General features: G+C 69.5%; 26 protein-coding genes and 1 tRNA gene. 16 read left to right on the forward strand and 11 right to left on the reverse strand.

Features of this window, described 5'->3' with window-relative positions:
- Nucleotides 1–510 (forward strand): CreA family protein, encoded by a 510-nt coding sequence (locus ABE438_RS07415; protein ID WP_346501928.1) that lies wholly within the window; start codon nucleotides 1–3, stop codon nucleotides 508–510.
- A gap of 49 nt (nucleotides 511–559) precedes the next feature.
- Here the strand turns inward: ABE438_RS07415 and ABE438_RS07420 are convergent, their stop codons facing one another.
- On the reverse strand, nucleotides 560–883 hold the full coding sequence (locus tag ABE438_RS07420; protein WP_346501929.1) for a hypothetical protein: 324 nt from the start codon (nucleotides 881–883) through the stop codon (nucleotides 560–562).
- Nucleotides 884–1253: 370 nt separating this feature from the next.
- On the opposite strand from ABE438_RS07420, the gene cysS reads away from it, so the two are divergent.
- On the forward strand, nucleotides 1254–2723 hold the full coding sequence (gene cysS, locus ABE438_RS07425) for a cysteine--tRNA ligase (RefSeq protein WP_346501930.1): 1470 nt from the start codon (nucleotides 1254–1256) through the stop codon (nucleotides 2721–2723).
- Nucleotides 2724–2959: 236 nt separating this feature from the next.
- Complete coding sequence (gene cimA, locus ABE438_RS07430; RefSeq protein WP_346501931.1) at nucleotides 2960–4558, forward strand: citramalate synthase; 1599 nt, start codon at nucleotides 2960–2962, stop codon at nucleotides 4556–4558.
- 115 nt (nucleotides 4559–4673) lie between these two features.
- Here cimA and ABE438_RS07435 read toward each other — a convergent pair whose 3' ends face one another.
- On the reverse strand, nucleotides 4674–5009 hold the full coding sequence (locus ABE438_RS07435) for a hypothetical protein (RefSeq protein WP_346501932.1): 336 nt from the start codon (nucleotides 5007–5009) through the stop codon (nucleotides 4674–4676).
- A 201-nt stretch (nucleotides 5010–5210) separates the two neighbouring features.
- On the opposite strand from ABE438_RS07435, the gene ABE438_RS07440 reads away from it, so the two are divergent.
- Nucleotides 5211–7121 carry an ABCB family ABC transporter ATP-binding protein/permease gene (locus ABE438_RS07440; protein ID WP_346501933.1) on the forward strand — a complete coding sequence of 637 codons (1911 nt, stop codon included), beginning with the start codon at nucleotides 5211–5213 and terminating at the stop codon, nucleotides 7119–7121.
- 26 nt (nucleotides 7122–7147) lie between these two features.
- Here ABE438_RS07440 and ABE438_RS07445 read toward each other — a convergent pair whose 3' ends face one another.
- The gene (locus ABE438_RS07445; RefSeq protein ID WP_346501934.1) at nucleotides 7148–8668 is read right to left on the reverse strand and encodes a sensor histidine kinase; all 1521 of its coding nucleotides are present in this window, start codon (nucleotides 8666–8668) and stop codon (nucleotides 7148–7150) included.
- 86 nt (nucleotides 8669–8754) lie between these two features.
- Between ABE438_RS07445 and ABE438_RS07450 the strand changes: the two genes are divergently transcribed.
- Both ABE438_RS07450 and ABE438_RS07455 read left to right on the forward strand, forming a co-directional pair.
- Nucleotides 8755–9306 carry a thermonuclease family protein gene (locus ABE438_RS07450; RefSeq protein WP_346501935.1) on the forward strand — a complete coding sequence of 184 codons (552 nt, stop codon included), beginning with the start codon at nucleotides 8755–8757 and terminating at the stop codon, nucleotides 9304–9306.
- 110 nt (nucleotides 9307–9416) lie between these two features.
- Nucleotides 9417–10337, forward strand: coding sequence for an AEC family transporter (locus ABE438_RS07455; RefSeq protein ID WP_346501936.1), 921 nt, complete (start codon nucleotides 9417–9419; stop codon nucleotides 10335–10337).
- 7 nt (nucleotides 10338–10344) lie between these two features.
- Here the strand turns inward: ABE438_RS07455 and ABE438_RS07460 are convergent, their stop codons facing one another.
- On the reverse strand, nucleotides 10345–11445 hold the full coding sequence (locus ABE438_RS07460; protein ID WP_346501937.1) for an SDR family oxidoreductase: 1101 nt from the start codon (nucleotides 11443–11445) through the stop codon (nucleotides 10345–10347).
- A 152-nt stretch (nucleotides 11446–11597) separates the two neighbouring features.
- Here ABE438_RS07460 and ABE438_RS07465 point away from each other — a divergent pair, with 152 nt between their 5' ends.
- A complete protein-coding gene (locus ABE438_RS07465) occupies nucleotides 11598–12392 on the forward strand; it encodes a phosphatidylserine decarboxylase (RefSeq protein ID WP_465248578.1) in 795 nt (264 codons plus the stop codon).
- Between the two features lie 200 nt (nucleotides 12393–12592).
- Nucleotides 12593–13444, forward strand: a complete 852-nt coding sequence (locus tag ABE438_RS07470) for a CDP-alcohol phosphatidyltransferase family protein (protein WP_346501938.1) — start codon at nucleotides 12593–12595, stop codon at nucleotides 13442–13444.
- A 100-nt stretch (nucleotides 13445–13544) separates the two neighbouring features.
- Here ABE438_RS07470 and ABE438_RS07475 read toward each other — a convergent pair whose 3' ends face one another.
- Nucleotides 13545–13913 (reverse strand): hypothetical protein, encoded by a 369-nt coding sequence (locus ABE438_RS07475; RefSeq protein WP_346501939.1) that lies wholly within the window; start codon nucleotides 13911–13913, stop codon nucleotides 13545–13547.
- Nucleotides 13914–14187: 274 nt separating this feature from the next.
- On the opposite strand from ABE438_RS07475, the gene ABE438_RS07480 reads away from it, so the two are divergent.
- The 5 genes from ABE438_RS07480 to ABE438_RS07500 all read left to right on the forward strand — a co-directional run bounded on the left by ABE438_RS07480 (nucleotide 14188) and on the right by ABE438_RS07500 (nucleotide 17439).
- Nucleotides 14188–14838, forward strand: a complete 651-nt coding sequence (locus ABE438_RS07480; protein WP_346501941.1) for a Maf-like protein — start codon at nucleotides 14188–14190, stop codon at nucleotides 14836–14838.
- 48 nt (nucleotides 14839–14886) lie between these two features.
- Nucleotides 14887–15711, forward strand: coding sequence for an SDR family NAD(P)-dependent oxidoreductase (locus ABE438_RS07485; RefSeq protein ID WP_346501943.1), 825 nt, complete (start codon nucleotides 14887–14889; stop codon nucleotides 15709–15711).
- Entirely contained in the window at nucleotides 15701–15901 is a 201-nt protein-coding gene (yacG, locus tag ABE438_RS07490; RefSeq protein ID WP_346501945.1) for a DNA gyrase inhibitor YacG, read from the forward strand. Before ABE438_RS07485 ends, yacG begins: the two co-directional genes overlap by 11 nt.
- A gap of 335 nt (nucleotides 15902–16236) precedes the next feature.
- Nucleotides 16237–16312, forward strand: a tRNA-Phe gene (locus ABE438_RS07495).
- 881 nt (nucleotides 16313–17193) lie between these two features.
- Nucleotides 17194–17439 carry a hypothetical protein gene (locus ABE438_RS07500; protein ID WP_346501946.1) on the forward strand — a complete coding sequence of 82 codons (246 nt, stop codon included), beginning with the start codon at nucleotides 17194–17196 and terminating at the stop codon, nucleotides 17437–17439.
- Nucleotides 17440–17646: 207 nt separating this feature from the next.
- Here the strand turns inward: ABE438_RS07500 and ABE438_RS07505 are convergent, their stop codons facing one another.
- Nucleotides 17647–18000, reverse strand: coding sequence for a hypothetical protein (locus ABE438_RS07505; RefSeq protein WP_346501947.1), 354 nt, complete (start codon nucleotides 17998–18000; stop codon nucleotides 17647–17649).
- Nucleotides 18001–18130: 130 nt separating this feature from the next.
- Entirely contained in the window at nucleotides 18131–19639 is a 1509-nt protein-coding gene (locus tag ABE438_RS07510; protein ID WP_346501948.1) for an acetyl-CoA hydrolase/transferase family protein, read from the reverse strand.
- Nucleotides 19640–19841: 202 nt separating this feature from the next.
- Between ABE438_RS07510 and ABE438_RS07515 the strand changes: the two genes are divergently transcribed.
- From ABE438_RS07515 to ABE438_RS07525, 3 genes are all read left to right on the forward strand, one after another.
- A complete protein-coding gene (locus ABE438_RS07515; protein WP_346501950.1) occupies nucleotides 19842–21482 on the forward strand; it encodes an ABC1 kinase family protein in 1641 nt (546 codons plus the stop codon).
- 126 nt (nucleotides 21483–21608) lie between these two features.
- Entirely contained in the window at nucleotides 21609–22037 is a 429-nt protein-coding gene (locus ABE438_RS07520; RefSeq protein ID WP_346501952.1) for a pseudoazurin, read from the forward strand.
- 69 nt (nucleotides 22038–22106) lie between these two features.
- Nucleotides 22107–23303 carry an NnrS family protein gene (locus ABE438_RS07525; RefSeq protein ID WP_346501954.1) on the forward strand — a complete coding sequence of 399 codons (1197 nt, stop codon included), beginning with the start codon at nucleotides 22107–22109 and terminating at the stop codon, nucleotides 23301–23303.
- A gap of 62 nt (nucleotides 23304–23365) precedes the next feature.
- On the opposite strand, the gene ABE438_RS07530 is transcribed toward ABE438_RS07525, so the two are convergent.
- The 4 genes from ABE438_RS07530 to ABE438_RS07545 all read right to left on the reverse strand — a co-directional run bounded on the left by ABE438_RS07530 (nucleotide 23366) and on the right by ABE438_RS07545 (nucleotide 26344).
- The gene (locus ABE438_RS07530; RefSeq protein WP_346501956.1) at nucleotides 23366–23650 is read right to left on the reverse strand and encodes a metal-sulfur cluster assembly factor; all 285 of its coding nucleotides are present in this window, start codon (nucleotides 23648–23650) and stop codon (nucleotides 23366–23368) included.
- Nucleotides 23650–24180: a DUF2249 domain-containing protein gene (locus tag ABE438_RS07535; RefSeq protein WP_346501958.1), complete on the reverse strand. Its 531-nt coding sequence runs from the start codon at nucleotides 24178–24180 to the stop codon at nucleotides 23650–23652. Before ABE438_RS07535 ends, ABE438_RS07530 begins: the two co-directional genes overlap by 1 nt.
- Complete coding sequence (locus tag ABE438_RS07540; protein ID WP_346501960.1) at nucleotides 24161–25516, reverse strand: hypothetical protein; 1356 nt, start codon at nucleotides 25514–25516, stop codon at nucleotides 24161–24163. Before ABE438_RS07540 ends, ABE438_RS07535 begins: the two co-directional genes overlap by 20 nt.
- Nucleotides 25517–25645: 129 nt before the next feature.
- Nucleotides 25646–26344 (reverse strand): Crp/Fnr family transcriptional regulator, encoded by a 699-nt coding sequence (locus tag ABE438_RS07545; RefSeq protein ID WP_346501962.1) that lies wholly within the window; start codon nucleotides 26342–26344, stop codon nucleotides 25646–25648.
- Nucleotides 26345–26521: the final 177 nt, after the last annotated feature.

Consider the following 26521-nt stretch of genomic DNA (forward strand, 5'->3'; position numbering starts at 1 on the left):
ATGCGCATCGGTTTCGTCGCAATTCTGACCGCTCTCGCCGGCATGGCCGCGCTCTCGCCGGCCCAGGCGCAGGAGGACCTGATCTTCCGCAAGTCGACCGTCTGGAAGATGATGACGCCGAACGACAAGCTCGCGGTCTACGGCGTCGACGACCCGCTCGTCGAGGGCGTGGCCTGCCACTACACCGTGCCCGAGAAGGGCGGCGTTGCCGGGATGTTCGGCGTGGCGGAAGAGGTCTCCGACGTCTCGCTGTCCTGCCGCCAGATCGGGCCGATCCGCTTCAAGGAGAAGGCCTCGCAGGGCGATGTCGTCTTCCGCGAGCGCCGCTCGATGATCTGGAAGAAGATGCAGATCGTGCGCGGCTGCGATGCCAAGCGCAATGTGCTGATCTACATGGTCTACACCGACAAGCTGATCGACGGCTCGCCGCAGAACTCGACCTCGAGCGTGCCGGTCATGCCCTGGGGTGGCACCGGCGAGGTGGCGCGCTGCTCGGAATGGATCCGTTGATCTGAGGCGAGCCGGGGCAGGGCGCCGTCCGGCGGCCTCGCCCTGAACCTCAGCCCTCGCAGGTGATGGCGAGCGGCTGCTCGGCGGTGGCCGCCTTGGTGACGGTCGTGCCGGTGAAGTCTTCGGCGCTGGCCAGTCCGAAGGTCTTGGCGACGCGGTGGCCATTGGCCTCGCACCAGGCATCGGCGACGATCTGTCCGCAATCCGAGCGGCTGGCGATGCAATCGGCCACGCCATAGCCGTCCGCGGCGGGCAGGAGATAGGTCTGTGCGGGCTTCGGTGCGGCGGTGCCCCGGCTCACCGGGATGATGGCCAGCGACAGACCGGCCCCGACGATACCGAACGACCCGACGAGCGCGATGGCGCGACGCATGATGCTTTTCCCAGGCTTCGACGGGTTCTGAACCTCAGACATCCCAGTATGGTTCCGGATCGTTAAGATTCGATTGAATGGCGTGGCTCGCTGGAGCCGGCGCCCGATGGCCGAATTGCGGCGCCCAGGCGTGATTTCGCTGCGCCGGCCGTGATCGCCGGCCGGGCGTTGCGCGGCTGCCACTTGACGCAAGGCGGCGCGCTGAGGCATCACTGCCGCGATGACGCGAGCCCTCGCCACTTTCTGCATTATTTGCCGCTAGCTTCCGCTGGCCGGCTGCTCACGTCCTCGTCTCGAAAGCGAACAGACAGAAAGCGCCCCGGCCAGCGGCCAGGATGCCCTTTTGCTCGTTCCGGGACTGTGACCTCCGATGCAGCCGACCCTCAGGCTCTACAACACGCTGACGCGCACGAAGGATGTCTTCGTGCCGGTCGATCCCGCGAACGTCCGCATGTATGTTTGCGGGCCGACGGTTTACGACTACGCCCATATCGGCAATGCGCGCCCGGTCATCGTCTTCGACGTGCTCTACCGCTTGCTGCGCCATGTCTACGGGCCGCAGCACGTCACCTATGCGCGTAACCTCACGGACGTCGACGACAAGATCAACGCCCGTGCCGCGCGCGACTATCCGGCGTTGCCGCTGAACGAGGCGATTGGGCGGGTCACGCAGGCCACCACCGCCCAGTTCCACGCCGATGTCGACGCACTGGGCTGCCTGCGCCCCGACCAGGAGCCGCGCGCCACCGGCCATATCGCCGAGATGAAGGCGATCATCGAGCGCCTCGTCGCGCGCGGCGTCGCCTATGTCGCCGAGGACCATGTGCTGCTGCACGTGCCGGCGGTGGCGCAACTCTCGGCGGCGCCGAAATACGGCTCGCTCGCCCGCCGCTCGCTCGACGAGATGGTCGCCGGCGCGCGCGTCGACGTCGCCCCCTACAAGCGCGATCCGATGGACTTCGTGCTGTGGAAGCCGAGCCGCGACGGTGTCGATCCGGGCTGGCCCTCGCCTTGCGGCATCACCGTCGCGGGCCGCCCGGGCTGGCATATCGAATGCTCGGCCATGTCGATGAAGACCCTGCTGGAGCCCTTCGGCGGCGGCCTCGCCTGCGATGATCCCGCCCGGAACGTCTTCGACATCCATGGCGGCGGCATCGATCTCGTCTTCCCGCATCACGAGAATGAGCTGGCCCAGAGCTGCTGCGCCTTCGGCGGGCCGGACGGTGCGCCGCGCATGGCCAATTACTGGATGCACAACGGCTTCCTGCAGGTCGAGGGCGAGAAGATGTCCAAGTCGCTGGGCAACTTCGTCACCATCAACGAACTGCTGGCGACCGAGAACTTCGGAGGCCGCAAATGGCCGGGCGAGGTGCTGCGCCTCGCCATGCTGCGCACCCATTACCGCCAGCCGATCGACTGGACGGCGAAGTCGCTCGAGGAGGCCGAGAAGACGCTCGCCGACTGGAGTGCTCTGTCCGGCGAAGCGGCCGCGACCGCGGTGCCCGAGGCGGTGATCGCGGCGCTGGCCGACGATCTCAATACCTCGCAGGTGCTCGCCGAACTGCATGCCCTGCGCAAGGCGGGCGATGCCGGCGCGTTGCGCGCCAGCCTGGACCTTCTCGGCGTCGCGCCGCTGCGTGCGGCCGCCGCCGAGCTGGACGCCGATGCCCGTGCCCGCGTCGAGCGGCTGGTCTCCGAGCGCGTCGCGGCCCGCAAGGCCAAGGACTTCGCGGCCTCCGACCGCCTCCGCGACGAGCTCGTCGCGCTGGGCATCGTGCTGATGGACGGTAAGGACCCGACCACCGGCGAGCTGATCACGACGTGGGACGTGAAGCGATGAGCCGCTGCCGCGCGCCCTCGTCCCCCTGCGGGAGAGGGAGCGCGGCGAGGGGGCTCGCAACTACCGCGCGGCCGACGCGGCACCAACCTTCGACAGCGTTTCCATGAAAGCCGCCATCCGATGACCCAGTCCGCTCCCGAGATCCGCAAGGCCGGTTCGCTCTCCTTCGCCATCAAGCTCGTCATGCTCGCCATGGTGATGCCGAAGGTGCTGCGCTATCGCATGAGGGCGCGGTCGTGAGCGCCGCCCGCGTCTATCTCTTCGACACGACGCTGCGCGACGGCGCCCAGACCACCGGCGTCGACTTCTCGCTCGACGACAAGCGCGCCGTCGCCGCAATGCTCGACCGGCTGGGCATCGACTATGTCGAGGGCGGCTATCCCGGCGCCAACCCGCTCGACACCGCCTTCTTTGCGCACAAGCCGACGCAGGCGGCCCGCTTCGCAGCCTTCGGCATGACCAAGCGGGCCGGGCGCTCGGCCGCGAACGATCCCGGCATCGCCGCGCTGCTCGAGGCCGATGCCGACGCGATCGTCTTCGTCGCCAAGAGCTGGGACTATCACGTCCATGTCGCGCTCGAGATCCCGCTGGAGGAAAACCTCGCCGGTATCCGCGAGAGCGTCGAGGCGGCGCGCGCCGCCGGCCGCGAGGTGATGCTGGACTGCGAGCATTTCTTCGACGGCTACAAGGCCAATCCCGACTACGCGCTCGCCTGCGCGCGGACCGCCTACGAGGCCGGGGCGCGCTGGGTGGTGCTCTGCGACACCAATGGCGGCACGCTGCCCGACGAGGTCGGGCGGATCGTCGCCGAGGTGGCGCGGGTCGTCCCGGGCGAGCATCTCGGCATCCACGCCCATGACGATTGCGGCTGCGCCGTCGCCAATTCGCTGGCGGCGATCGAGGCCGGCGCGCGCCAGATCCAGGGCACGCTGAACGGGCTCGGCGAGCGCTGCGGCAACGCCAATCTCGTGACGCTGATCGGCACGCTGAAGCTCAAGCAGCGCTATCGCGACCGCTTCGCGACCGGCGTCGGCGAGACCGAGCTCGGCGAGCTGACCCATGTCTCGCGCGCGCTCGACGAGATGCTAAACCGCGCCCCGAACCGCCATGCGCCCTATGTCGGCGCCTCGGCCTTCGCGACCAAGGCCGGCATCCATGCCTCCGCCGTGCTGAAGGATCCGCGCACCTACGAGCACGTCGCGCCCGAGGCGACCGGCAATGTCCGCAAGGTGCTGGTCTCCGACCAGGGCGGCAAGTCCAACCTCGTCGCCGAGCTGGAACGCATCGGCGTGACGCTGGGCCGCGACGATCCGCGCCTGACCCGCGTGCTCCAGGAGCTGAAGGACAAGGAAGCGCAGGGCTATGCCTTCGAGGGGGCCGACGCCTCCTTCTACCTGCTGGTGCGCCGCATCCTCGGCGAGGTACCGGCCTTCTTCGAGGTCGAGCGCTTCAAGGTCAGCGTCGAGCGCCGCTACAACGCGGTCGGCGAGCTCGTCACCTTCTCGGAGGCGACGGTGAAGCTCAAGGTCGGCGACGAGGTGCTGATCTCGGCTGCGGAAGGCGCGGCCGGCCCGGTCAATGCGCTCGACATGGCGCTGCGCAAGGATCTCGGCCGCTATCAGTCGCTGATCGGCGGCCTGCGCCTGGTGGACTACAAGGTCCGCATCTTCCAGGGCGGTACCGACGCGGTGACGCGCGTGCTGATCGAATCCGCCGACGAGCGCGGCGAGCGCTGGACCACGGTTGGCGTCAGCGCCAACATCATCGACGCATCGTTCCAGGCGCTGACGGACTCGATCGTCTACAAGCTGATGCGCGAGGGCGCGACGGCTTAAGTCGCCGCGCCTTCGCACGGATACGCGGAGCGCGATCGCGCAGCGTGCGATCGCATCGGGCCGAACGGTGGTTTCACGGTTCGGTCCGACGCCGCTGCCCTCGCGGGCTCGCGCCTCAGTCGGTGAGGCGCAGCGTCCGTTCCTTGCAGAGGTCGACGGCCTCGTGCTCGACATCGGCGTCGTCGCCGAAGCGGCCCATCACGGTGTAGCTGCAACCGGCCGGCTTGGTCAGCTTCAGCGTGACGCTCTGCCGGGGCGCCAGCGGCTTGGCGAGCTTGGCGACCAGCCGCGCCTGCTCGCCCATGGTCGATATCTCCAGCATCTCGAGCGGAACCTCGCGCGTGTTGGTGATCTTGATCTGCCCCGGCGGCCGGGCCGGCTGGGCGAGCGCGGGCAGCGTCGTCAGCAGCGCGGCGGCGCAGGCGATCGCGAAACTCCGGTGAGCGGTCATGGCGGTCTCCCGATGCGGCCGGCCTCGCGGGCCGGCGCCGCGATCTGACACCCGGCTTGCGGCGGCGGCAAGGCAGGTTTGCCGCGCTGGCCGGAGGCGGATCTGCTCCGGCGGCCCGCTCGCATGCCCGCCCTGTCCTCTCAGCCGCTGCATTGCCGAGGGAATCTCCCTATATCGGCGGTTCGATCTGGAAGAGTTTGCATGTCATCGCCAAACGCGCCGTCCCCGGCGCCGCTATCCCGCTCGGCCGTCATCCAGCCGGGTGCCGGTTTCGTCGCCACCTTCCGCGCCCTGTGGCCCTATCTCTGGCCGCCGGAGCGCGCCGACCTGCGCAAGCGCGTCGTCGCCGCCTTCGCTTTGATGGTGATGGGCAGGCTCGTGCTGATGGGCGTGCCCTTCACCTTCAAATGGGCGACCGACGCGCTGGCCGGCAATCCGACGACGCTCTCGGCCTGGCTGCCCTGGCTGGTCGGGGCGCCCCTGGCGCTGACGGTGATCTACGGCCTGGCGCGGGTCGGCTCCGCCGCCTTCGTCCAGTTGCGCGACGCGATCTTCGCGCCGGTCTTCATGCATGCTGTGCGCACGCTGGCGCTGCAGACCTTCGGCCATCTCCACCATCTCTCGCTGCGCTTCCATCTCGAGCGCAAGACCGGCGGCCTGACCCGCGTGCTCGAGCGCGGCCGCAACGGCATCGAGGAGATGGTGCGCCTCGGCCTCAACCAACTCGTGCCGGTGATCATCGAGGTGACGCTGATCATCGCGGTGCTGCTCTGGCTGTTCGACTGGCGCTATGTCGTGGTGCTCGTCGTCATGGTGGTCGGCTACATGGCCTTCACCATCAAGGCCACGGAATGGCGCATCGCCATCCGGGCGCAGATGAACGAATCCGACACCGACGCCAACGCCAAGGCGATCGACTCGCTGCTCAACTACGAGACGGTGAAGTATTTCGGCGCCGAGGCCCGCGAGACCGCGCGCTACGACGTCGCCATGGCGCAGTACGAGCGCAACTCGATCAAGGCCTACACCTCGCTCGCCTGGCTGAACTTCGGCCAGGCCGTGATCTTCGCCGCGGGACTGACGATCGCGATGGTGATGTGCGTGCGCGGTTTCCAGGCCGGCACCAACACGGTCGGCGATTTCGTGCTGATCAACGCCATGCTGATCCAGCTCTATCTGCCGCTGAACTTCATGGGCACCGTCTATCGCGAGATCAAGCAGGCGACGCTCGACATCGCCCAGATGTTCGCCCTGATCGGCCGCGATCCGGAGATCCAGGACCCGCCTGGCGCCCCGCCGCTGACGGTCGCCACGGGCGCCGTCAGCTTCGAGGACGTGCACTTCGCCTATGTGCCGGAGCGGCCGATCCTGCGCGGCATCTCGTTCTCGGTGCCCGCCGGCCACACGGTGGCGATCGTCGGCCCCTCGGGCGCCGGCAAGTCGACCCTGTCGCGCCTGCTCTTCCGCTTCTACGAGCCGCAGGCCGGCCGCATCCTGATCGACGGGCAGGACATCGCAGGGGTCCAGCAGGTCAGCCTACGCCAGGCGGTCGGCATGGTCCCGCAGGACACCGTGCTGTTCAACGACACGCTCGAATACAATCTGCGCTACGGCCGGCCGGAGGCGACGCAGGCGGAGATCGAGGAGGCGGCACGGCTCGCCCAGATCGACCGCTTCATCGCCTCGCTGCCGGAGGGCTACCGCACCTCGGTCGGCGAACGGGGACTGAAGCTCTCCGGCGGCGAGAAGCAGCGCGTCGCCATCGCCCGCACCATCCTCAAGGGGCCGCCGGTTCTGGTGCTCGACGAGGCGACTTCGGCGCTCGATTCCTTCACCGAGAAGGAGATCCAGGACGCGCTCGACCGGGTGAGCGAGGGCCGCACCACGCTGGTCATCGCCCACAGGCTCTCGACAGTGGTCAACGCCGACGAGATCATCGTGCTCGACAAGGGGCTGATCGTCGAGCGCGGCCATCACCGCGAGCTGCTCGCCGCAGGCGGGATCTATGCGGGGATGTGGAACCGCCAGCGCCAGGTCGACGAGGCCAAGGCGACGCTGCAGCGCGCCAGCGCCGAGGAAGGCGAGAGCGTGCGGGTCACGCTCGGCGAGTGAGGGAAGGCCCCCGCGCGCTCACCGTTTCAGGCGGCGCTGCGTGCGCCGGGCTCGGGCAATGCCGGCAGGGTGTCCATCACCCGTTCGGCCGGCAGCGTGATCGTCACCTCCGTGCCGGCGCGGGGCCTGGAGCGGATCTGGAAGCCGCCGCCATGCAGGTCGATCAGGCCCTTGACGATCGGCAGGCCGAGGCCGGAGCCCTGTTCGGCGGTCTTGATGGCGAGCGAACCGCGGCCGAAGCTCTGCAGCACGGTCGGGAACTCTTCTTCCGGGATGCCGGGGCCGGTGTCGCTGACGCTGACATATTGCCCGCCGGCCGCGGTCCAGCCGACTTTGATCGAAATCTCGCCGCCCTGCGGGGTGAATTTGATCGCGTTCGACAGCACGTTGAGCACGGCCTGCCGCAGGGCCCGCTCGTCGCCCCAGATCGCCGGCAGCTCCGGCTCGACCGCCTGGCGGATGGTCTGGCCCTTGGCCTTCGCCCGGAGCTTCAGCATGTGGACGCTCTCGTCGACGATGCCCGAAAGGCTGAGCGACTCCTCGTTGAGGTCGTATTTGCCGGCCTCGATGCGCGACAGGTCGAGGATCTCGTTGATCAGGTTGAGCAGATGCTGGCCTGAATCGTGGATGTCGCCGGAATATTCCTTGTAGGCCGGGTTGGCGTGCGGGCCGAACACCTCGTTCTTCATCACCTCCGAGAAGCCGAGGATGGCGTTCAGCGGCGTGCGCAGCTCGTGGCTCATCGTCGCCAGGAAGCGCGACTTGGCCAGATTGGCCTCCTCGGCCTTGCGCCGCGCCTCGTCGGAATTGGCGTTGGCGGTCTCCAGCTCGGCGATCAGCGCGTCCTTCTCGGCACGGAAGGCGATGGTGGCGACCGAGGTGGCGTAGAGCCGGTTGGCCAGGAAGACGAAGAAGAGCTGCGCGCAGGCCGCCATCAGCAGCAACGTCATGCTGTCCATGTCGCCATGGCCGGAGAAGAACAGCGCGGTGCCGAGCGCGATCGGGGCCAGCCCGGCATAGACGACGATCGGCAGCGTCGCTCCCAGCATGACGGTCAGGGCGCTGACGATCAGCAGCGCCGTCACCACGAAGAAGCGCGCGCCCGGCGCCTCCTGGCCGAGGAACAGCACCAGCAGCAGCGCCCAGCAGGTGCCGTGCAGCAGTTCGGCGAGCGCGATCGCCTTGCGCCAGAAGCCGATCCGTACCCGCTCGGCCTGCTCGGCGAGGAAGCGGCGGCAGAGCAGCAGCGTGATCCCGGCCGAGAGCACGACCGGCACCAGCCAGCCCATGACCTTGTAGACCGGCACCCAGATGCAGGTCGCGGCGGCGATGAGGGCCGCCAGCACCAGCGTCCCGGCGACGCCGGCGCTGCGGTATTGCGCGAACAGGCGCACCAGCTCGTAGTCGAAGGCGCGGTCGAGCCCGGTCGTCGAGGTCAGCCGCTCGCGGGCCGACCGAACCTCGCGGCTGATCAGCTTGCGGCGTGCCAGCGCGGAAGGATCGGGACCGCGTCCGCGCTGCACCTGCTCGGCTGTGAGGTCCGACATTCCAGACTGACAATCTCTCCGTCCGGCGGCTGCGCCCATGCAGGCCGGCTCGCCATCATGGCTTGCAAATCGTTAAGCTAGTGCTGATGGCGAAGGCACGATTCAGGGCAGTCGGGCGCGGGCCCTTCGGCTGGCACAGGGTGGGGCGCGGCGTCGATCTGGCGGTCGCGCTCGGCCTGCTGCTGCTCATGGCGATCGCCGGCGCGGTGCTGCAATACCGCCTGGGGCCGTCGCGGGAGCTCGTCGGCCATGCCAGCGCCATCGACGGGGATTCGTTGCGCCTCGCCGGCGAGGAATTGCGGCTGGAAGGGCTCGACGCGCCGGAATATCGCCAGCGCTGCCGGGCGCGGGACGGGCGCGAGGTCGCCTGCGGCCGGGATGCCCATCGGGCGCTCGCCGCGATGCTCGCCGCCGGTCCGGTCACCTGCGCCATCTCCCGTCCGGATCGCTATGGCCGCGGCCTCGCCATCTGCCGGCAGGGCGAGACCGAGATCAACGCCGCGCTCGTGCTGCAAGGACAGGCGGTCGCCTATGGCGGCTACCGCGCTGAGGAGGAGAGGGCGAAGGCCGCCGGTCACGGGCTCTGGGCGCTGGATTTCGAGCGCCCGGCCGATTGGCGGCGCAGCCATCCGCGCTGAGCGCGCGCCATGCGAGCGGCGCATGCGCTCCGCAGAATGGCGATGTTCTCTCGCCCGCGCCCGCGATCTAGAAGGGATCAGCCCCGCCGGACGGGACATCGGAGCCCGCCATGGTCGGAGCCATTCTCCTCGCGCTCGCGCCGATCGCGCTGCTGATCGCGGCCGGCAACGCCATGCGCCGCCTGCGCTTCCTGCCCGATGCGTTCTGGCCGCAGGCGGAGCGGCTCTGCTATTTCGTGCTGCTGCCGGCGCTGTTCGTCCATGCCCTCGGCACCGCCGACCTGCGCGGCGTCCCGGTGGCGGCGCTCGCGATCACGCTGATCTCGGCGATCCTCGTCGTCGCCGCGCTGATCGTATTGGCCAGACCCTGGCTCGGCGTCTCGGACGCCGCCTTCACCTCGGTCTTCCAGGGCGGGGTGCGCTTCAACAACTATGTCGGGCTGAGCGCAGCCGGCAGCCTGCTCGGCCCCGGCGGCCTGCCGCTGGCGGCGGTTGCCAACGCCACCATCGTGCCGACGGTCAACCTGCTCTGCGTGCTGGTGTTCTCGCGCTGGGGAGCGGCGCGGCCGAACCTGCTCGGCATCCTGCGCGGGCTGGCGCTGAACCCGCTCCTGACCTCTTGCCTGGTCGGCATCGCGCTGCAGGCGAGCGGGCTCGGCCTGCCGCGCGGCGTCGACGGCTTCCTCAAGGCGCTGGGGCAGGCCTCGCTGCCGCTCGGCCTTCTCTGCGTCGGCGCCGCGCTGGACTGGCAGGCGCTCGGCCGTGGCCTGAAGCCGGCGCTGATCGCGTCTTTGGCCAAGTTCGTGCTGATGCCGCTCGCCACCTATGCCGCGATCAGGCTGTTCGGCCTGTCGGGGCAGGCGGCGACGCTCGCCATCCTGTTCCAGTCGCTGCCGACCGCGTCCTCCTCCTATGTGATGGCGCGCCAGCTCGGCGGCGACGCCCCGCTGATGGCCGGCATCTGCGCCTTGCAGACCGTGATGGCGGCGGCGACCGTGCCGCTCGCCCTGCTGCTGCTCGCCCCCGGCTGAGGCGGGATCAGGAGCGCCCGCCCAGGATCGGCAGGATCTCGCCGGTGATGTAGCTCGCCGTCTGCGGCGAGGCGAGGAAGACATAGGCCGGCGCGATCTCCTCGGGCTGGGCCGGACGCTTCATCGGCACCTTGCCGCCGAACTTCGCCACCTGCCCGGCCGGGCGGTCGGACGGGTTGAGCGGTGTCCAGACCGGCCCCGGCGCCACCGCGTTCACGCGGATGCCGCGCGGGATCAGATAGGCGGCAAGCGAGCGGGTGAAGGCGTGGATGCCGCCCTTGCTGGTGGCGTAGTCGATCAGCTCCTTGCTGCCGTCGAAGCCGGTGACCGAGCCGGTGTTGATGATCGAGCCGCGGGAGCGCAGATGCGGCAGTGCCGCCTGCGCCATGTGGAAATAGCCGTGCAGATTGGTGCGGATCGTGGCGTCGAAATGCGCCAGGCTGAGATCCTCGAAGCGCGGCGAATGCACCTGGAACGCCGCATTGTTGACCAGGATGTCGAGCCGCCCGAAGGCCTTCACCACGGCTTCGACCGCCTCGCGGCAGAAGGCCGGATCGCGCACGTCGCCCGACAGCGCCATGCCGCGCCGCCCCTCCGCCTCGATCGCAGCCAGCGTCTCGGCGGCGTCGGCCTCCTCGCCGAGATGCAGGATCGCGACATCGGCGCCTTCGCGGGCGAACAGCACGGCGACCGCCCGGCCGATGCCGGAATCGCCGCCGGTGATGATCGCCGCCATCTCCGCGAGCTTGCCCGAGCCACGATAGAACGGCGCATCGTACATCGGCTGCGGGTCGAGCCCGGCTTCCGAACCGGGCTTGGCCTGGTGCTGGGGCTTGAAGGGCGGAGCCGGGTAGAGGCGGGCGCCGGCCTGCATCGGGCGGGCCTTCGGCTTGCGCTGTCCGTCCTCGGCGCGGGCGACCTCCTTCTGGATGCGCCGCTGCTCGCGCGCCGCCGCCTTCACGGCCGCCCGGTCGCCGGCCTTGAGCTTGGGCGTGCGGGCCGTGTCGCCCTTGCCGGCGCTCTTCTTTACTCCTTGGACCGTGCCCTTGGCCGCGCGCCTGGCCTCACGTTTGTCCTGCGTCTTCTCCTTCGACGATGCCTTCGCCATCTCCGCTGCCTCCGCTGCCAGCCGTCTCCGGTTCCGGGCCAACGCGCCGGACGGATGGGCGGTTCCTCGCTCCGCGCGGCGGGCGAAAGGCGGCATCGTTGTCGCGGTGCGGTGATTCCGCTTTCCCCGGCCGGGCCGAACGCCTAAACAGCATCGCTTTCCAAGAGCTCCGGACGAAGAGCTCCGGACCGGCCGCGCATCGGCGCGGGCGGCCTCGTGGAAGCCCGCAAGAGCAACAGGAACCCGTCATGTCCCTCGTCGATTCCGTCCGCCGGTTGATCGTGCCGATCCACAAGGAAGGCTATGTCTTCATCGCCATCGGCGTCGTGGCGACGGTGGTGCTGTCGCAGCTCTGGTCGCCGCTCGGCTGGATCGGCGCGCTGATCACGCTGTGGATTTGCTACTTCTTCCGCGATCCGGTGCGCATCGTGCCGCAACGCGAAGGGCTGGTGATCTCGCCGGCCGACGGGCGCGTCAGCCAGATCGCCACCGCGGTGCCGCCGCCGGAGTTGGAGCTGCCGGCCGAGCAGATGACCCGCATCTCGGTGTTCATGAACGTGTTCGACTGCCATGTGAACCGCGCGCCGATCGCCGGCCGCGTCGTCAAGATGGCTTATACGCCGGGCCTCTTCCTCAATGCCGAGCTCGACAAGGCCAGCGACGACAACGAGCGCAACGCGCTCGCCATCGAGACCTCGCGCGGCATTGTCGGCGTGGTGCAGATCGCCGGCCTGGTGGCGCGCCGCATCGTGCCCTTCATCAAGCAGGGCGACCAGCTCGGCACCGGCGAGCGCTTCGGCCTGATCCGCTTCGGCTCGCGCGTCGACGTCTACCTGCCGCTCGGCGTGAAGCCGCTGGTCAGCGAAGGCCAGACCATGTTCGCCGGCGAGACCGTTCTGGCCGATTTCGCCGCCGCGGATGACGGCCGCGTCGCCAAGGCGATCTGACCGTCACGCCGGCCGGAGCCGGCGGTTAGGCGGCGCGGGACCATGCTTTTTCTGCGCCGCCACGCACCTTGTCGCGGATCGCGGGGGCTGTTCGGACGCGTTGCGCGCCCGTTCCGTCGCCTGATGATCCGAAAGGCCGGTCGCAGCGGCGCCGGCGGCCGGCTATGGCGTCGCGCGCAGAATCCGCGTATTCCGGCCGCATGAGCGATCTCTTTCCTCCGTTCGAGCCCGAGCGCGTCGAATCGAAGCGCGCCCGCTTCAAGGCGATCCCCTTTCGTCTGATCGCGCCCAATGTGGTGACGCTGCTGGCGCTGTGCCTCGGCCTCACCGCGATGCGGCTCGTCGTCGAGGGCAAGCTCGAGACCGCGACGATCTGCATCCTGATCGCCGCCGCCCTCGACGGCGTCGACGGACGCCTCGCACGCATGCTCAAGGGCACCTCGCGCTTCGGCGCCGAGCTGGATTCGCTCTCCGACTTTGTCAATTTTGGTGTCGCGACGGGCTATGTGCTCTGGGTCTTCGTCCTGCACGACCTCAAGTCGTTCGGCTGGATCGTGGTGCTGACGCTGGCCTGCGCCATGGCGCTCAGGCTGGCGCGCTTCAACGTCATGCTCGACGATCCCAACCGGCCCGAATGGCAGAAGAACTTCTTCGTCGGCATGCCGGCGCCGGCCGGCGCGATCACCGCCATGCTGCCGCTCTACCTGCAGTTCGTCGGGGTGCCGGTGCAGGATTACGGCGCGCCCTTCGTCGGGCTCTACATCCTGTTCATCGCCTTCCTGACGATCTCGCGCATTCCTTGCTATGCCGGCAAGACGCTCGGCACCCGCATCCCGCGCGACCGCGTGCTGCCGATCTTTGTCGCGGTGGTGATCGCAGCCGGCCTGCTCTTCGCCTATCCGTTCGAGCTGCTCTCGCTGATCGTGCTGGCCTATCTTTGCCTGATCCCGCTCGGCGTCGCCCGCTATCGCAAGCTCGAGCAGCAGCACGCCGCCGAGATGCAGCACGCGGCCGCAAGCGCGGACGCCCCGGCGCAGCCTCCGGCGGCCTGAGCGGGCGCGCAGGCCCGCTTCACGACGTAAGTCCACTTCATTTGGTCAGGATGGCGATGCCGCGACAGCGTCGGCGCCGGGAACCCGGCATCGGGTGCCGCTAGAAGCGGCGTCGCGACAGCCGGCTGGCATTGGCGCGGGTGCGCTTGGCGAAGGGCTCCAGCGTGCTGTGGGCGGCGCGCGTCGCCGCCTCGCCGAAGCCCGAGGGCGAGAGCGGCGACATGGCGAGCGCCATCCACAGCGACATCGCGGCCTGGCCCGCGGCGACGGAACTCTCCATCACCGCCGAGACCTTCTCGGCCACCGCCTTGCTCGCCTCGCGCTGGCCGCGGGCATCGCCGAGCGCCCCGCGCATCAGCATCGGCGTGCGCATCGCGATGGTCAGGCCCGCGTCGAACTGCATCATCGCTACCTTGACCAGCAGGCCCTGTGCGGCGGCCGTGTCCGGTCGCTGTCCCGATGTCGGCATGCGTTTCGATCTCCAAGAGGGCTGCGGGAGCGTTCCGGGTCCGGATCGGCGGTTTCGGGCCGGCCCTAGCCGGGCCAGGAAGGGACGGGAAACCGACGGTCTCGCAGCAGGTGGTTTCGAGTGTAACGGATGCAGCCAGTGCATGACTATAGAAAAATTCCAGAGCCGCGATGCGCCTGATGCGTGAACAGCCCGCACATTTCCCAGCCGGCCGATTTGCTCTAAAGCCTTGGACCGATCCCGACGGGTTCCGATATCGAAAGAGCCGAATCCCTTGAGTCTTTTCGCGTCTTCGAAGCCCGCCGGCGGGCGGGCCCTGCTGGTCCTGGCCTCGGCCTCTCCGCGTCGCCTCGCCCTTCTCGAACAGGCCGGCATCCGGCCCGACGCGCTGATGCCGGGCGATCTCGAGGAGACGCCGCTCAAGGGCGAGCGCCCGCGCGATCTCGCGCTCAGGCTGGCGCGCGCCAAGGCCGAGGCCGGTCATGCCGGGCTCGCGACGCGGCCCGATCTCGCCGGCGCCTATGTGCTCGGCGCCGATACGGTGGTCTCGGTCGGCCGGCGCATCCTGCCCAAGGCGGAACTCGTCGACGAGGCGGCCCAGTGCCTGCGCCTGCTCTCGGGCCGGGCCCACCGCGTCCATACCGGCGTCGCGCTGGTCACGCCCGGCGGCGCGGTGCGTACCCGCGTGGTTGAGACGCGGCTGCGCTTCCGGCGCCTCGGCGCCGAGGATCTCGAAAGCTATCTCGCCTCGGGCGAATGGCGCGGTAAGGCCGGCGCCTATGCCATCCAGGGCATTGCCGGCGCCTTCGTCGTCAAGCTGGTCGGCTCCTATACCGGCGTCGTCGGCCTGCCGCTGCACGAGACGGTCAATCTGCTGGCCGGAGAGGGCTATCCGGTCAGGCTCGGCTGGCTCAACGCCGGCTGACGCCCCGCGCCGCGATTCAATAACGACAGTCACTGGGGAGGACAGGACATGGGCGAACGCTTGAAGGACAAGGTCGCGATCGTCGCCGGCGCCGGCTCGATCGGGCCGGGCTGGGGCAATGGCAAGGCGACCGCGACCGTCTTCGCGCGCGAGGGCGCCAAGGTCGTCTGCGCCGACCGCAATCTCGATGCGGCGCAGGAGACCGCCGAGATCATCCGCAAGGAGGGCGGCGAGGCCTTCGCGATCCGTACCGACGTCACCAGCGAGGCCGATCTCGCCGAACTCGTCTCGCAGACGCTGGCGCGCTATGGCCGCATCGACGTGCTCGACAACAATGTTGGCATCGCCGAGGTCGGCAGCGTGGTCGAGCTGCCGCTGGAAACCTGGGAGCGCGTCTTCAAGGTCAATCTCACCGGCTGCTTCCTCGCCATGAAGCACGTCATCCCGGTGATGCAGCGCCAGTTCGCGCAGGACGGCCGCGGCGGCGCGATCGTCAACATCTCCTCGATCGCCTCGATCCGCCACACCGGCGTCTCCTATGCCAGCTACGGCGCCAGCAAGGCGGCGATGAACCAGCTGACCCGGACCACGGCCGCGCAATACGCCCGCGAGAAGATCCGCGTGAACGCGCTGCTGCCGGGGCTGATGAAGACGCCGATGGTCGAGCATTCGGCCGGGCTCGCCCAGTCCTACGCCTCCGGCGACGTCGCCGGCATGTGGGCGGCGCGCGACCGGCAGGTGCCCATGGGCCATATGGGCGAGGCCTGGGACGTCGCCTGGGCGGCGCTCTTCCTCGCCAGCGACGAGGCGCGCTATGTCACGGGCATCGAGTTGGTGGTGGATGGTGGAGTGACCCTGCAATATGGCGCCTGACGACAAGACCGCCCCGCCGGCGAAGCCGTGCCCGATCTGCGGCAAGCCGGCGCTCCAGCGTTTCCGGCCGTTCTGCTCGGCGCGCTGCGCCGATGTCGATCTCGGGCGCTGGCTGAAGGGCAGCTATGTCGTTCCGGGCGAGCCCGCCGAGGTCAGCGAGGAAGCGCCCGGACGGCGCGACGAGGACTGACCCGAGAACATAGGGCGGCGGCGGCAAGCCCGCCGCCTTCGCCACGGGCCGCTCGGGACCACGGACGCCCCGCATGTCTGCTGTGAGGGCGCGAGCAGGCGCCGGCAGGCCTGGCCGGCCCTCCGGCGGTCTGTGAGCGGCCTCGCGGGGGGGGGGCGCGGTGCGGCCCAGCGCTGCCAATGGGCAGTCTCGCGGCGACCTTTCCCGCGCCCCTGTTACAGCCGCCGCGAGCCCCTCCTGATTTTTCCACCGGCGAAGAGCTTTGCTGGCTGGACAGCCCGCCCGGCTCCCTCTATATCGCCTCCCACCAACCGAAGCGCGACGCGCTTCGCGGCGCCCAGGTAGCTCAGTTGGTAGAGCATGCGACTGAAAATCGCAGTGTCGGCGGTTCGACTCCGTCCCTGGGCACCATTTTTCGCCGAGCGAGCAGGCCGAATAGTAGCTCAATACAATCCTAACCTAAGTGGCCGGTTGACCTCTCGGTCTTACGCAGCCTGTTTCAGTGCTCACGTTGGCTCGCGTCGCAACGCGTCTCCGCGCGTCAGAGTTCAGGAATGGGCGACGTTCGATGCGATCCTTTCGTGCTTAAAGGATTTCCTGGGCCGGTTATGAGCAACTAGGTGTTGTCGAGGCTGCATTTACCATTGCTGTCGCTCCGCAATGCGCTCGTGATAAATATTCGCCGAATAAGACATTCGCCTGATTTTATGACGGCCAAGAGCGTGCTACCAATCGCTCATCATAAGGCATTGGGGGCTTTCATGAAGAAGATTATCATTGCGGTCGGCGCGTTCCTGGCTCTGTCCGGAACGGCGTACGCGCGTTGTGACCAATATGGAAACTGCTATAGCGGCGGCTATGGCAGCAACCTGAATACCGGATCTCAGTGGAATTCGCGCTCGTCCGGATCAACGACCTATGGCACGGACAGTCGTGGCAACTCATGGAGCTATAACCGGAGTAGCGGGCAGTATCAGAACTATGGGACAGGTGAGACTCGCTATCGCGGTCAGCGGTACTGAGAAATAGTTCCGCGTTTGGACGATCTTTCCTGATTATTGTCTCGCGAATGACCGAGTGGCTGCTTTAACGGCTAGCCGTCGGTCTGAGTTGTGTGCTTTAGATTCTGCGGGCTCTCCGCATTTCGCCTCGGGCTCGCAGACGTCTATGCAACTCTTTTGGCCGTCGCGTTACGACGCGACGGTAGCCCGTTGGCGAGCCGATCATGCCAACTGGCGATCTGGGAACCTCCGCCGGCCCGCTGTCGTTTCGTCAGAAACGGGAGCAAAGCCATGAACACCGATCTATTTCTGAAATGCTGCGTCGGGCTGATGGTCAACGCCGTCCTGTTCGGCGTCGGTGCTGTGACGGTTCTTTCGGTTCCGGCCTTCGCCGAGAAGGCGGCTTATCTGCTGCCGGCCGTCATCCTCGCGAGCTTCGCCGCGACGCCCTTCATCGCCGGCTGGATCGCCCCACGCCTGCGCTTTCGCAACTGGGGCCGCGAGGCCTGGCTCAAGGGCGACGCGATCTCGGGCTGAGGGCGTCGGGCGGCCACGAGAGGGGACTGCTCCCGGCGCGCCGCTCGCCATCGCATGAACGCGCCGGTGACGCCGGCGCTCGCGATCACGCGCTTGGCCAGCGCGCTCTCATCGCTCACAAATAAGCACGGCGCCCTCTCGGGCGCCGTGCTGTCGTCTCGTCGTCGCTCTCCGCCGCTTAGGCGTTGCGATGATGCGCCTCGGGGCTCACCACCGCGGCGGCGGGCGGTAGCCGGGGCGGGGGCCGTAGCCCGGACGCGGAGCATAGCCGGGGCCGCGACCGTAATAGCCGGCGCGGGGACCGTAGCCCGGGCGCGGGCCGTAGCCCGGGCCGCGGCCGTAATAGCCGGGACGCGGGCCATAGCCGGGACCGCGGCCGTAGCGCGGCTGGGCGTTCTGCATCATCATCAGCCGGCGCCGCTTGGCGGCCGTCATGGTGAAGTCGGCTTCGGCCTGGTCGAGCCGCTGGGCGAGGTCCTGCGGGACGGCCTCGGACGCCATCGCCGGGGCGGCGAAGGCGGCCCCGATGACGATGGCCGCAGATAGGATCAATCGACGCATGCGTGCCTCCTGTTGTCGCGGCATATAGCCGGAGCATAGCACAACAGAGGATGAACGAGGTTCGCCGCCGCGACAGGCCCGACCGATAGTGAGGCGGGCCCGTTCGAAGGCAGCGGTTTGGGTCTACGGCTCAGGCGCGCATGTCGCCGGTGTCCATGAAGCGCTGATGCCAGGACAGGGCCTCGCCGGGCAGCGAGGGCGATTGCTGCCCGTAGGAGCCGGTGCGCGCCCGCCGCACGTAATCCTCCAGCGCCGGGCGGTAGTCCGGGTGGGCGCAGTTGGCGATGATGGTTGCGGCGCGCTGCTTCGGGCTCAGGCCGCGCAGATCGGCCAGCCCCTGCTCGGTGACGACCACCTGCACGTCCTGGGCGATATGATCGACATGGCTCGCCTGCGGCACGATCGCCGAGATCGCGCCGCCCTTGGCGGTCGAGGGCGTCATGAAGATCGAGATGAAGGCGTTGCGGGCGAAGTCGCCCGAGCCGCCGATGCCGTTCTGGATGCGCGAGCCCATGATGTGGGTCGAGTTGACGTTGCCGTAGATGTCGGCCTCGATCAGCCCGTTCATCGCCACGCAGCCGAGCCGCCGCACCAGCTCCGGGTGGTTGCTGATCTCCTGCGGGCGCAGGATCATCCTGTCGCGATAGCGCGCCATGTCGGCGTTGAGCTTCTCCGCCGCCTGCGGGCTGACAGAGAAGGCCGTGGCGGAGGCCAGCAGCAGCTTGCCGGCGTCGATCAGGTCGATCATCCCGTCCTGGATCACCTCGGTGAACGAGGTCAGGTTCGAGAAGGGCGCGTCGAGCAGGCCCGAGAGCACCGCATTGGTGATGTTGCCGACGCCGGATTGCAGCGGCAGCAGCGAGGGAGGCAGCCTTCCCTTCGCCACCTCGTGGCGGAAGAACTCGATGAGGTGACCGGCGATCGCGCCGGCGGTGGCGTCCGGCGCGGCATAGGGCAGGTTGCGGTCGGGCGCGTCGGTCTCGACGATCGCGACGATCTTGGCGGGATCGCAGCGCAGATAGGCCTCGCCGATGCGGTCGTGCGGGCGCGTCAGCGGGATCGGCACGCGGTTCGGCGGCAGGGCGGTGCCGTAATAGATGTCGTGCATGCCCTCCAGCTCGGGACTCTGCCAGCGATTGACCTCGAGGATCACCTTGGCGGCGCGGTCGAGCCAGGTCTTGTTGTTGCCGATCGAGGAGGAGGGGATCAGCGAGCCGTCGGCGCGGATGCCCGAAACCTCGACCACCGCGACGTCGAGCGGGCCGAGGAAGCCCTGCCAGGCCATCGGCGCGACCTGCGAAAGATGCATGTCGAAATAGTTCATCTCGCCGCGATTGATCTTCTCGCGGGCGATGGGGTCGGAATTGTAGGGCAGGCGGAATTCGATGCCGTCGGCCTTGGCGAGCGCGCCGTCGAGCTCCGGCCCGGTCGAGGCGCCGGTCCAGACCTTGACGCGGAAGGGCTGCCCGGCGGCGTGGGCCGCCTCGATGCGCTCGGCCAGCGCCAGCGGCACGGCCTTGGGATAGCCGGAGCCGGTGAAGCCGCTCAGGCCCAAGGTCATGCCGTTCTCGACGAGGGCGGCGGCGTCCCGCGCGCTCATTAGCTTGGCGCGCAGCGCCGCGTTCGCAATTCTGGACATGGTCGATCCCATCTGTGGTTCGCCCGGCTTAGGCATCCCCGGTGCCGGCCGCGTCAAGCAGGCTGCGACGAAAGGCTGAGCAGCCCTGCGTCGCGGCCGCGTGGCCCTCGTGTCGCGATATCGCCCGGCCGGCTCGCTATCGCAGCCCGGCGCGGGCATCATCCGCCAGCGTTCCCCGCACCGCGAAGGACCGGCCAGCACCATGAGTTTGCTCGAAACCGGACTGGTCGCCATGCGCGACCGCAAACGTCTCGCCGATATCGCCGGCGTCGTCATGCGCTTCGGCCTCGGCGACATGCTGGCGCGCATCGGGCTGGCCGGCCTGCTGCCGGCCAGCGGTGGCGAGGGCGAAGGCGGTATCGCCGCGGCGCCCGAGCGGCTGCGGCTGGCGCTGGAGGCGCTGGGGCCGACCTTCGTCAAGCTCGGCCAGATCCTCTCGACGCGCGGCGACCTCCTGCCGCCGGATTGGACCGGCGAGCTGGAGAAGCTGCAGAGCCAGGTGCCGCCGCAGCCCTGGGCGGCGATCGCGGCGCAGGTCGAGGCCGATCTCGGCGGCCCGGTCGAGGCGGTCTTCGCGCAGTTCGAGCGGCAGGCGCTCGCCGCCGGCTCGATCGCGCAGGTTCACCGCGCCACGCTGCGCGACGGCACGCCCGTGGTGGTGAAGATCAGGCGCGACGGCCTGCGCCCGCTGGTCGATGCGGATCTGCGCCTGCTCGCCCATGTCGCCGGTCTCGCCGAGGCGCAATGGCCGGATCTGGCGCGCTACCGGCCGCGGGAGATCCTGCGCCATCTCGGCCTCGCCATGGCCGAGGAACTCGACCTCGCCGCCGAGGCGCGCCATTGTGAGGCGATCGCCGAGAATCTCGCGGGCCTCAGCTTCGTCCGCATCCCGCGCATCCATGGCCAATGGAGCGGCGAGCGCCTGCTGGTGCAGGACTATGTCGACGGCATCGCGCCCAATGACCGCGCGGCGCTGGCTCAGGCCGGCCGCGACGGGCGCCTGCTGGCGCAGCGCGGCGCCCGCGCCTTCCTGCAGATGGCGCTGGTCGACGGTCTTTTCCATGCCGATCCGCATCCCGGAAACCTGCGTGCGCTTCCGGGCGATGCCATCGCCTTCCTCGATTTCGGCATGGTGGGGCGTCTCGGCGGCCGGCGGCGCGAGCAACTGCTCGCCTTCGTCGCGGCCATCGTCTCGCGCGACGGCGAGCGCGTCGCCGCCATGCTGGTCGAATGGTCGGGGCCGGGCGACATCGATCTTGCCGCGCTGGAGGCCGCTTGCGACGCCTTCGTCGCGCGCCATGGCCAGCCGCCGCTGCGGCTCGGCGAGGCGGTGCAGGACTTCGTGACGCTGTCGCGCCAGCACGGGCTGGCGCTGCCGCCGGACCTCGCCCTGCTGTTCAAGGCGCTGATCACCGCCGACGGCGTGATGCGCGGGCTCGACCCGGCCTTCGACGCGATCGCCGTCGCCGGGCCGATCGTGCGTGGCGAGCTGGAGCGCCGCTTCGGCCCGGCCGAGCTCGCCGGCCGCGGCAAGCGCCTGGCGCTGGAACTGGCCGAGATTGCCGGCGGGCTGCCCGGCCTGCTGCGCCTGCTCAGCCTGAGGCTGCGGCAGGGGCGGCTTTCGGCCGAGATCGAGCTCAAGGGGCTGGACCGCATCGGCGGCGATATCCGCTGGGCGGCGACGCGCGTCGCGGTGGCAATCGTCACCGCCGCCTTCGCGCTCGGCATCGCGCCGCGCCTGATGGATTTCGGTCCGGTGCTGCTCGGCGTTCCCCTACCGCTCTGGCTGGCGCTCGGCATCATCGCAGCCGGCATCGCCTGGCTGATGAAGCCACGGCGCTGAGGGCGGCGGAGGCGCCTTCCATAGAGCGTTTCCGAACTTGCGTTTGCGCAATCAGGCCGGCGCCGAACGCGCCTAGGGTCTCTGCCAACGACGGGCCTCGGGCTCGACGTGGACAAGGAGACGACGATGTTCAGGACTGTTCTGGCCGGGGCTTTCATGCTGCTGGCCGCCGCCGGGGCCCATGCCGCCGAGGTCGAGGTCAAGATGCTCAACAAGGGCGCTGCCGGAGCGATGGTGTTCGAGCCCGCGCTGGTCAAGATCGCGCCGGGCGACACGGTGAAGTTCGTGCCGACCGACAAGAGCCACAACGCCGAAAGCGTGCCCGGAATGCTGCCGGATGGTGCCGAAGCCTTCGCCGGCAAGATGAACGAGCAGGTCGAGGTCAGCTTCAAGGCGCCGGGCGTCTACGGCATCCGCTGCAAGCCGCATTACGGCATGGGCATGGTGGCGCTGGTCGTGGTCGGCGACCCGGTCAATCTCGACGCGGCCGCGGCGGTCAAGCATCCCGGCAAGGCCCGCAAGGTCTTCGAGGATCTGGTCGCCCAGGCCAAGTGACCCCGTCCGAATCCCGGGAGCAGGGGCACGCGTGCAGCCGCGCCGTGCCCCTTTTCATGTGAGCCTGCCATGACACCCATCCCCCGTTTGCGGGCCTTCAGCGGCCCGGCGCTCCTGTCCTACGGCTTCCGCCCCTTCTTCCTGCTCGCCGCATTGCAGGCCGGGGCGACGATCCTGCTCTGGCTGCCCTTCGTCAGCGGGCGGATCGCGGTGCCGACCGCCTTCCATCCGATCGACTGGCACGTCCACGAGATGCTGTTCGGCTATCAGGCGGCCGCGATTGCAGGCTTCCTGCTGACCGCGATCCCGAACTGGACCGGGCGCCTGCCGGTGCAGGGCCTGCCGCTTCTCGTGCTGGTGCTGGCCTGGTGCGCCGGGCGCGTCGCGGTTTTGGTCTCGGCCTGGATCGGCTGGCGGGCGGCGATGGCGATCGACGCGCTCTTCCTCGTTCTTCTGGCCGGTGCCGCGCTGCGCGAGATCGTCAGCGGCCGCAACTGGCGCAATCTCAAGGTCGTCGCGCTGCTGCTGATGCTGCTCGCCGGCAATCTCGCCTTCCATCTCGAGGCGGCTCTAACCGGCAGCGCCGACATGGCTCGCCGGCTCTCGATCGGCGCGGTGCTGCTGCTGGTCGCGCTCGTCGCCGGCCGCATCGTCCCGAGCTTCACGCGCAACTGGCTGGCGCCGCGCGGGCAGGGGCGCCTGCCGGTCGCCTTCAACCGCTTCGACAAGCTGGTGCTCGGCCTGACAGCCGCCGGCGTGCTGCTCTGGATCGCGCGGCCGGACGACGTTGCGACGGGGGCAGCCCTGTCGGCCTGCGCCGTGCTGCACCTCGCCCGGCTGGCGCGCTGGGCCGGCGATCGGACCTGGCGTAACCCGCTGCTCGTCATACTCCATGTCGGCTATCTGTTCGTGCCGGTCGGCTTCGCGCTCTCGGGTGCGGCGGCGTTCGGCCTGGTCGCGCCGGCGGCGGGGTTGCACGCCTGGACGGCGGGCGCCTTCGGCGTCACCACGCTGGCTGTGATGTCGCGCGCCAGCCTCGGCCATACCGGCCGCGCTTTGGTGGCGAGCCGGGCGGTCCAGGCCTGCTATGCGCTGCTGGTCGCCGGCACGCTGCTGCGCATCTGCTCGGCGCTTGGGCACGGCCCGGCGATGGTCCTCCATGTGGCTGGCCTGTTCTGGTCGCTCGCCTTCCTCGGCTTCGCGCTGGCCTACTGGCCGGTTCTGACCGGCCCGCGTCTCGGCCCGAAGGCGGGCGCCGGCGCCTGACGGGGAAGCCTTACCAAAAGCACGAAGCACGCCGCGCCGGCGACGGCGCGGCGTGCTTATGGCTAGAACGGCGCGCTCATCGCCGGGGTCCAGGGCGGATCCCAGGTCAGCGCCACATCGACGCTGCCGACGCCCCCCACCGCCGCGACCGTGGTCGCGACCGCTTCCTTCAGGAAGCCGGAGAGCGGGCAGCCGCGGGTGGTCGTCGTCATGACGATGTGCACGGCAGCGTCATCCGCGACCTCCACGCCGTAGATCAGCCCGAGATCGACGAGATTGCGGCCTATCTCCGGGTCGAGCACCTGCCGCAGCGCGGCGTCGATCCGGCCGGGGAGGGAGGCATCCATCACCGGCCCCCGCCATGGCGGACGAGCAGCCGGTAGTCGCGGCCCTCGGGATCGAAGTTGCCGGCCCATTCATGGCCGCGCTTGGCCAGTTCGGGGAAGAGGAAGGTTGGCTCGCGCCCGAGCAGGGCGAAGAGCACGTCGCCGCCCTGCAACTGGCTCAGCGTCTCGAGGATCCGCACCATCGGTTCCGGCGGGTCGAGATCGCGCAGGTCGAGCTCCTCGATCGGTGCCTTCCAGGTTATGGCCGAGGGGCTGCTGCCGGCGGCGAGCCCCTCGGTGTCGGGCTGGGCCGTGACGGGCGAGAACACCACCTCCCAGGCGCCGTCGCCGAGCGGGCGATCGGAGACCGCATAGCCGCGATTGGCCATGACCTGGAACAGGGGCACCGGGCGGAACGGCACCGTCAGGCGCAGCGGCTGGCCGGGTGCGAGCCCGTCCACAGCCGCCATGATGCTGCCGAAGGGTTCCTGGCCCGCCGCCATCATCGGGCGCAGGTCGAGATCATGAGGCTTAGGCTGGTCCTGCGGCATGAGCTTGGGTCCTTTGCGGAGCGGAGGTGACGATCAGGCTGGGGCGCCGGCACCCGGCGTCGGCGATGGCGGCGAGCCGGCGGGCGCGCACGAGCTCGACCACGATGCCGAGCGTGCCGGCGAGGCCGAGCGCCATCGCGGCCCGGAAGGCGAGAGGCTGCGCCAGCAATAGAGCGAGCGTGCCGGCCGCGACGCCGGCGTGATAGAGCGAGAACCACAGCCTTGCCCGGCGGGCGGCGAGCAGGTCCTCGATGCGCGGCACCGGCCGGTGGCCGAGCACCGGTGCATAGACCTCGATCCAGGTGATGAACGGCACGATCCTGACCAGCTGCGCCAGGGTGAGCCCGGTCAGCCAGCCGAAGACGAGCAGGAAGCCGGTCGCCGCGACCACGGGTTCGCCGGCTTGGGTCAACAGCGCCGGCGGCAGCATCGCGGCCCCGAGCGCCAGCGCGGCGAGCGCCGGCAGGCTGGCGGACATGTTGAGCTCGAGCCGCTTGCGCCGGCGCTGGCGGTGAAGCGCGACGAGATCGCAGGCGTAGAGCGCGATCATCGCGGCGAAGAGCACGGAGGCCGCGGTCGCGGCCAACGGCGCGGGGGCGAGCCCGCTTAGGCCGGCGAGAATCGCGCCGAAGCCCGCGGCGCCGAGCGCCATGATGCGCCGGCCCTGCCGCACCGCGCCATCGGGCGCGAGCATGAACATCGCGAACAGCCGGTAGCTGACGCCGAGCGTGACGAGGCCGAGCCAGCCGCCGATGCCGAGCATGGCGTGCAGCGGCACCCTGTCGCCCGGCCAGTCGAGGGCGGCGAGCCAGTCCGCCCGGCCGGCGAGCAGGACCGCGAAGCCGCTGCCCGTCGCTGCCGCCGCAATGAGGCAGGCGAGCCCGCCGAGCACGAAGCCGGCGACGCTGCCGGCTGCATGCTCGCCCGCGATCGTCCGCGCCAGCATCAGCGCCAGCAGCAGCACGCCGGTGAGCAGCAGCGCCGCTACCGGCAGGAACAGATCGAGCGGGGCGTCGAGCCAGCCGGCCAGCACCGCGAACGCGGCGCAGAGCAGGCCGGCGCCGCTGGCGAGGGCGGCGAGAGCGGGCGCCGCCAGCCCCGGATGGGCGAGGGGACGGGCGATCAGCACGGGGACGAATTGCAGCAGCGCCCCCGCCATGGCGAGGCTGAGCCAGCCGATCAGCACGAGATGTACGACGAGCAGGGTCTCGGGCGCCCGCAGCGGCGCGGCGGGATGGCCGAGGCCGGTCACCATCAGCGCCTGCGCCAGCAGCAGCGCCGCCAGCGAGACGGTGAAGTAGCCCGGCGTCCAGCGTGCCAGAGAGGCGAGCGGCATGGCGGCTCCCGTCGGTTCCCGGCCGCCCTGTGGCCGCTATTTCGGTCTAGCGCACGGCCGGGCCGGAAACGTTGAGCCGCCGCAATGACGGCGCGGAAAGGGCAGGGGCCGTGCCTTGGCCGGCGGCGCTCACGCGGCGCTGTTCTGCTCGTTGGCCAGCCGCACCAGCCCCTCGACGTCGAGCACCAGGAGGCGGCGCCGGCCGCCACGGACGAAGCCCTGCTTCTCCAGCCGGCTGAGGATGCGCGAGACATTGTGCAGGGTCGTGCCGGTCATCGCCGCGAGATCCTCGCGGGTCAGCGGCAGGTCGACCAGCGTGCCGTCCTCGGTGAGGCGGCCGACCTGGTCGGCAAGCTGCAGGATTTCGTGGATCAGCCGGGCGGTGACGTCGAGCGTCGCATTGTTGACCAGCCGGTCATAGGCGTCGTCGAGCCGCTCGCCGAGCACGCGCAGCACGTCGGTCGATTCCGGCGTGGTGCCGAGAACCCGGTGCCAGTCGGCGGTGCGCCAGAGCGCGACCCGGCTCCGGCGAATGGCGATAGCGGTCAGGAGATAACGCGGCATGCCCATGGCCGGCCCGATGCCGAAGAGCTCGCCGGCATAGGCGACGCGGACGATCGCGGTGCGCCCGGCGCGGCTGGTGCGCATCAGCTTCAGGCAGCCCTCGACCAGCAGCACCACCTCCTCGCCGGCCTCGCCCTGAGCGAAACAGCACTGGCCCGGCGCGATGTCGCGCAGGCGCACCTCGCGCATCAGCGCGTCGCGGGTGGCGGCGTCGATCGATGCGAAGGCGGGCAGGCGGGGCAGCTTGGCGAGGGTGAGAGGCATGGCAGAGGCGGGGTCCGGCTTCCTGTCGGGCGGGGCGCGACGAGCGCCCGACACGCCATCCGCGCCGCCCTGTCCTCCTGTTAGGCGGTTTTGCGGCGGTCATCTTTGCACTTTGTCAAAGATGAAGGCAGCCGGGGCGAATACTTGCAACCGGCGCATGGACAGGCCGTCGGAGAA

It is taken from the genome of Allobosea sp. TWI1241 (assembly GCF_039673065.1).
GTDB lineage: Bacteria > Pseudomonadota > Alphaproteobacteria > Rhizobiales > Beijerinckiaceae > Allobosea.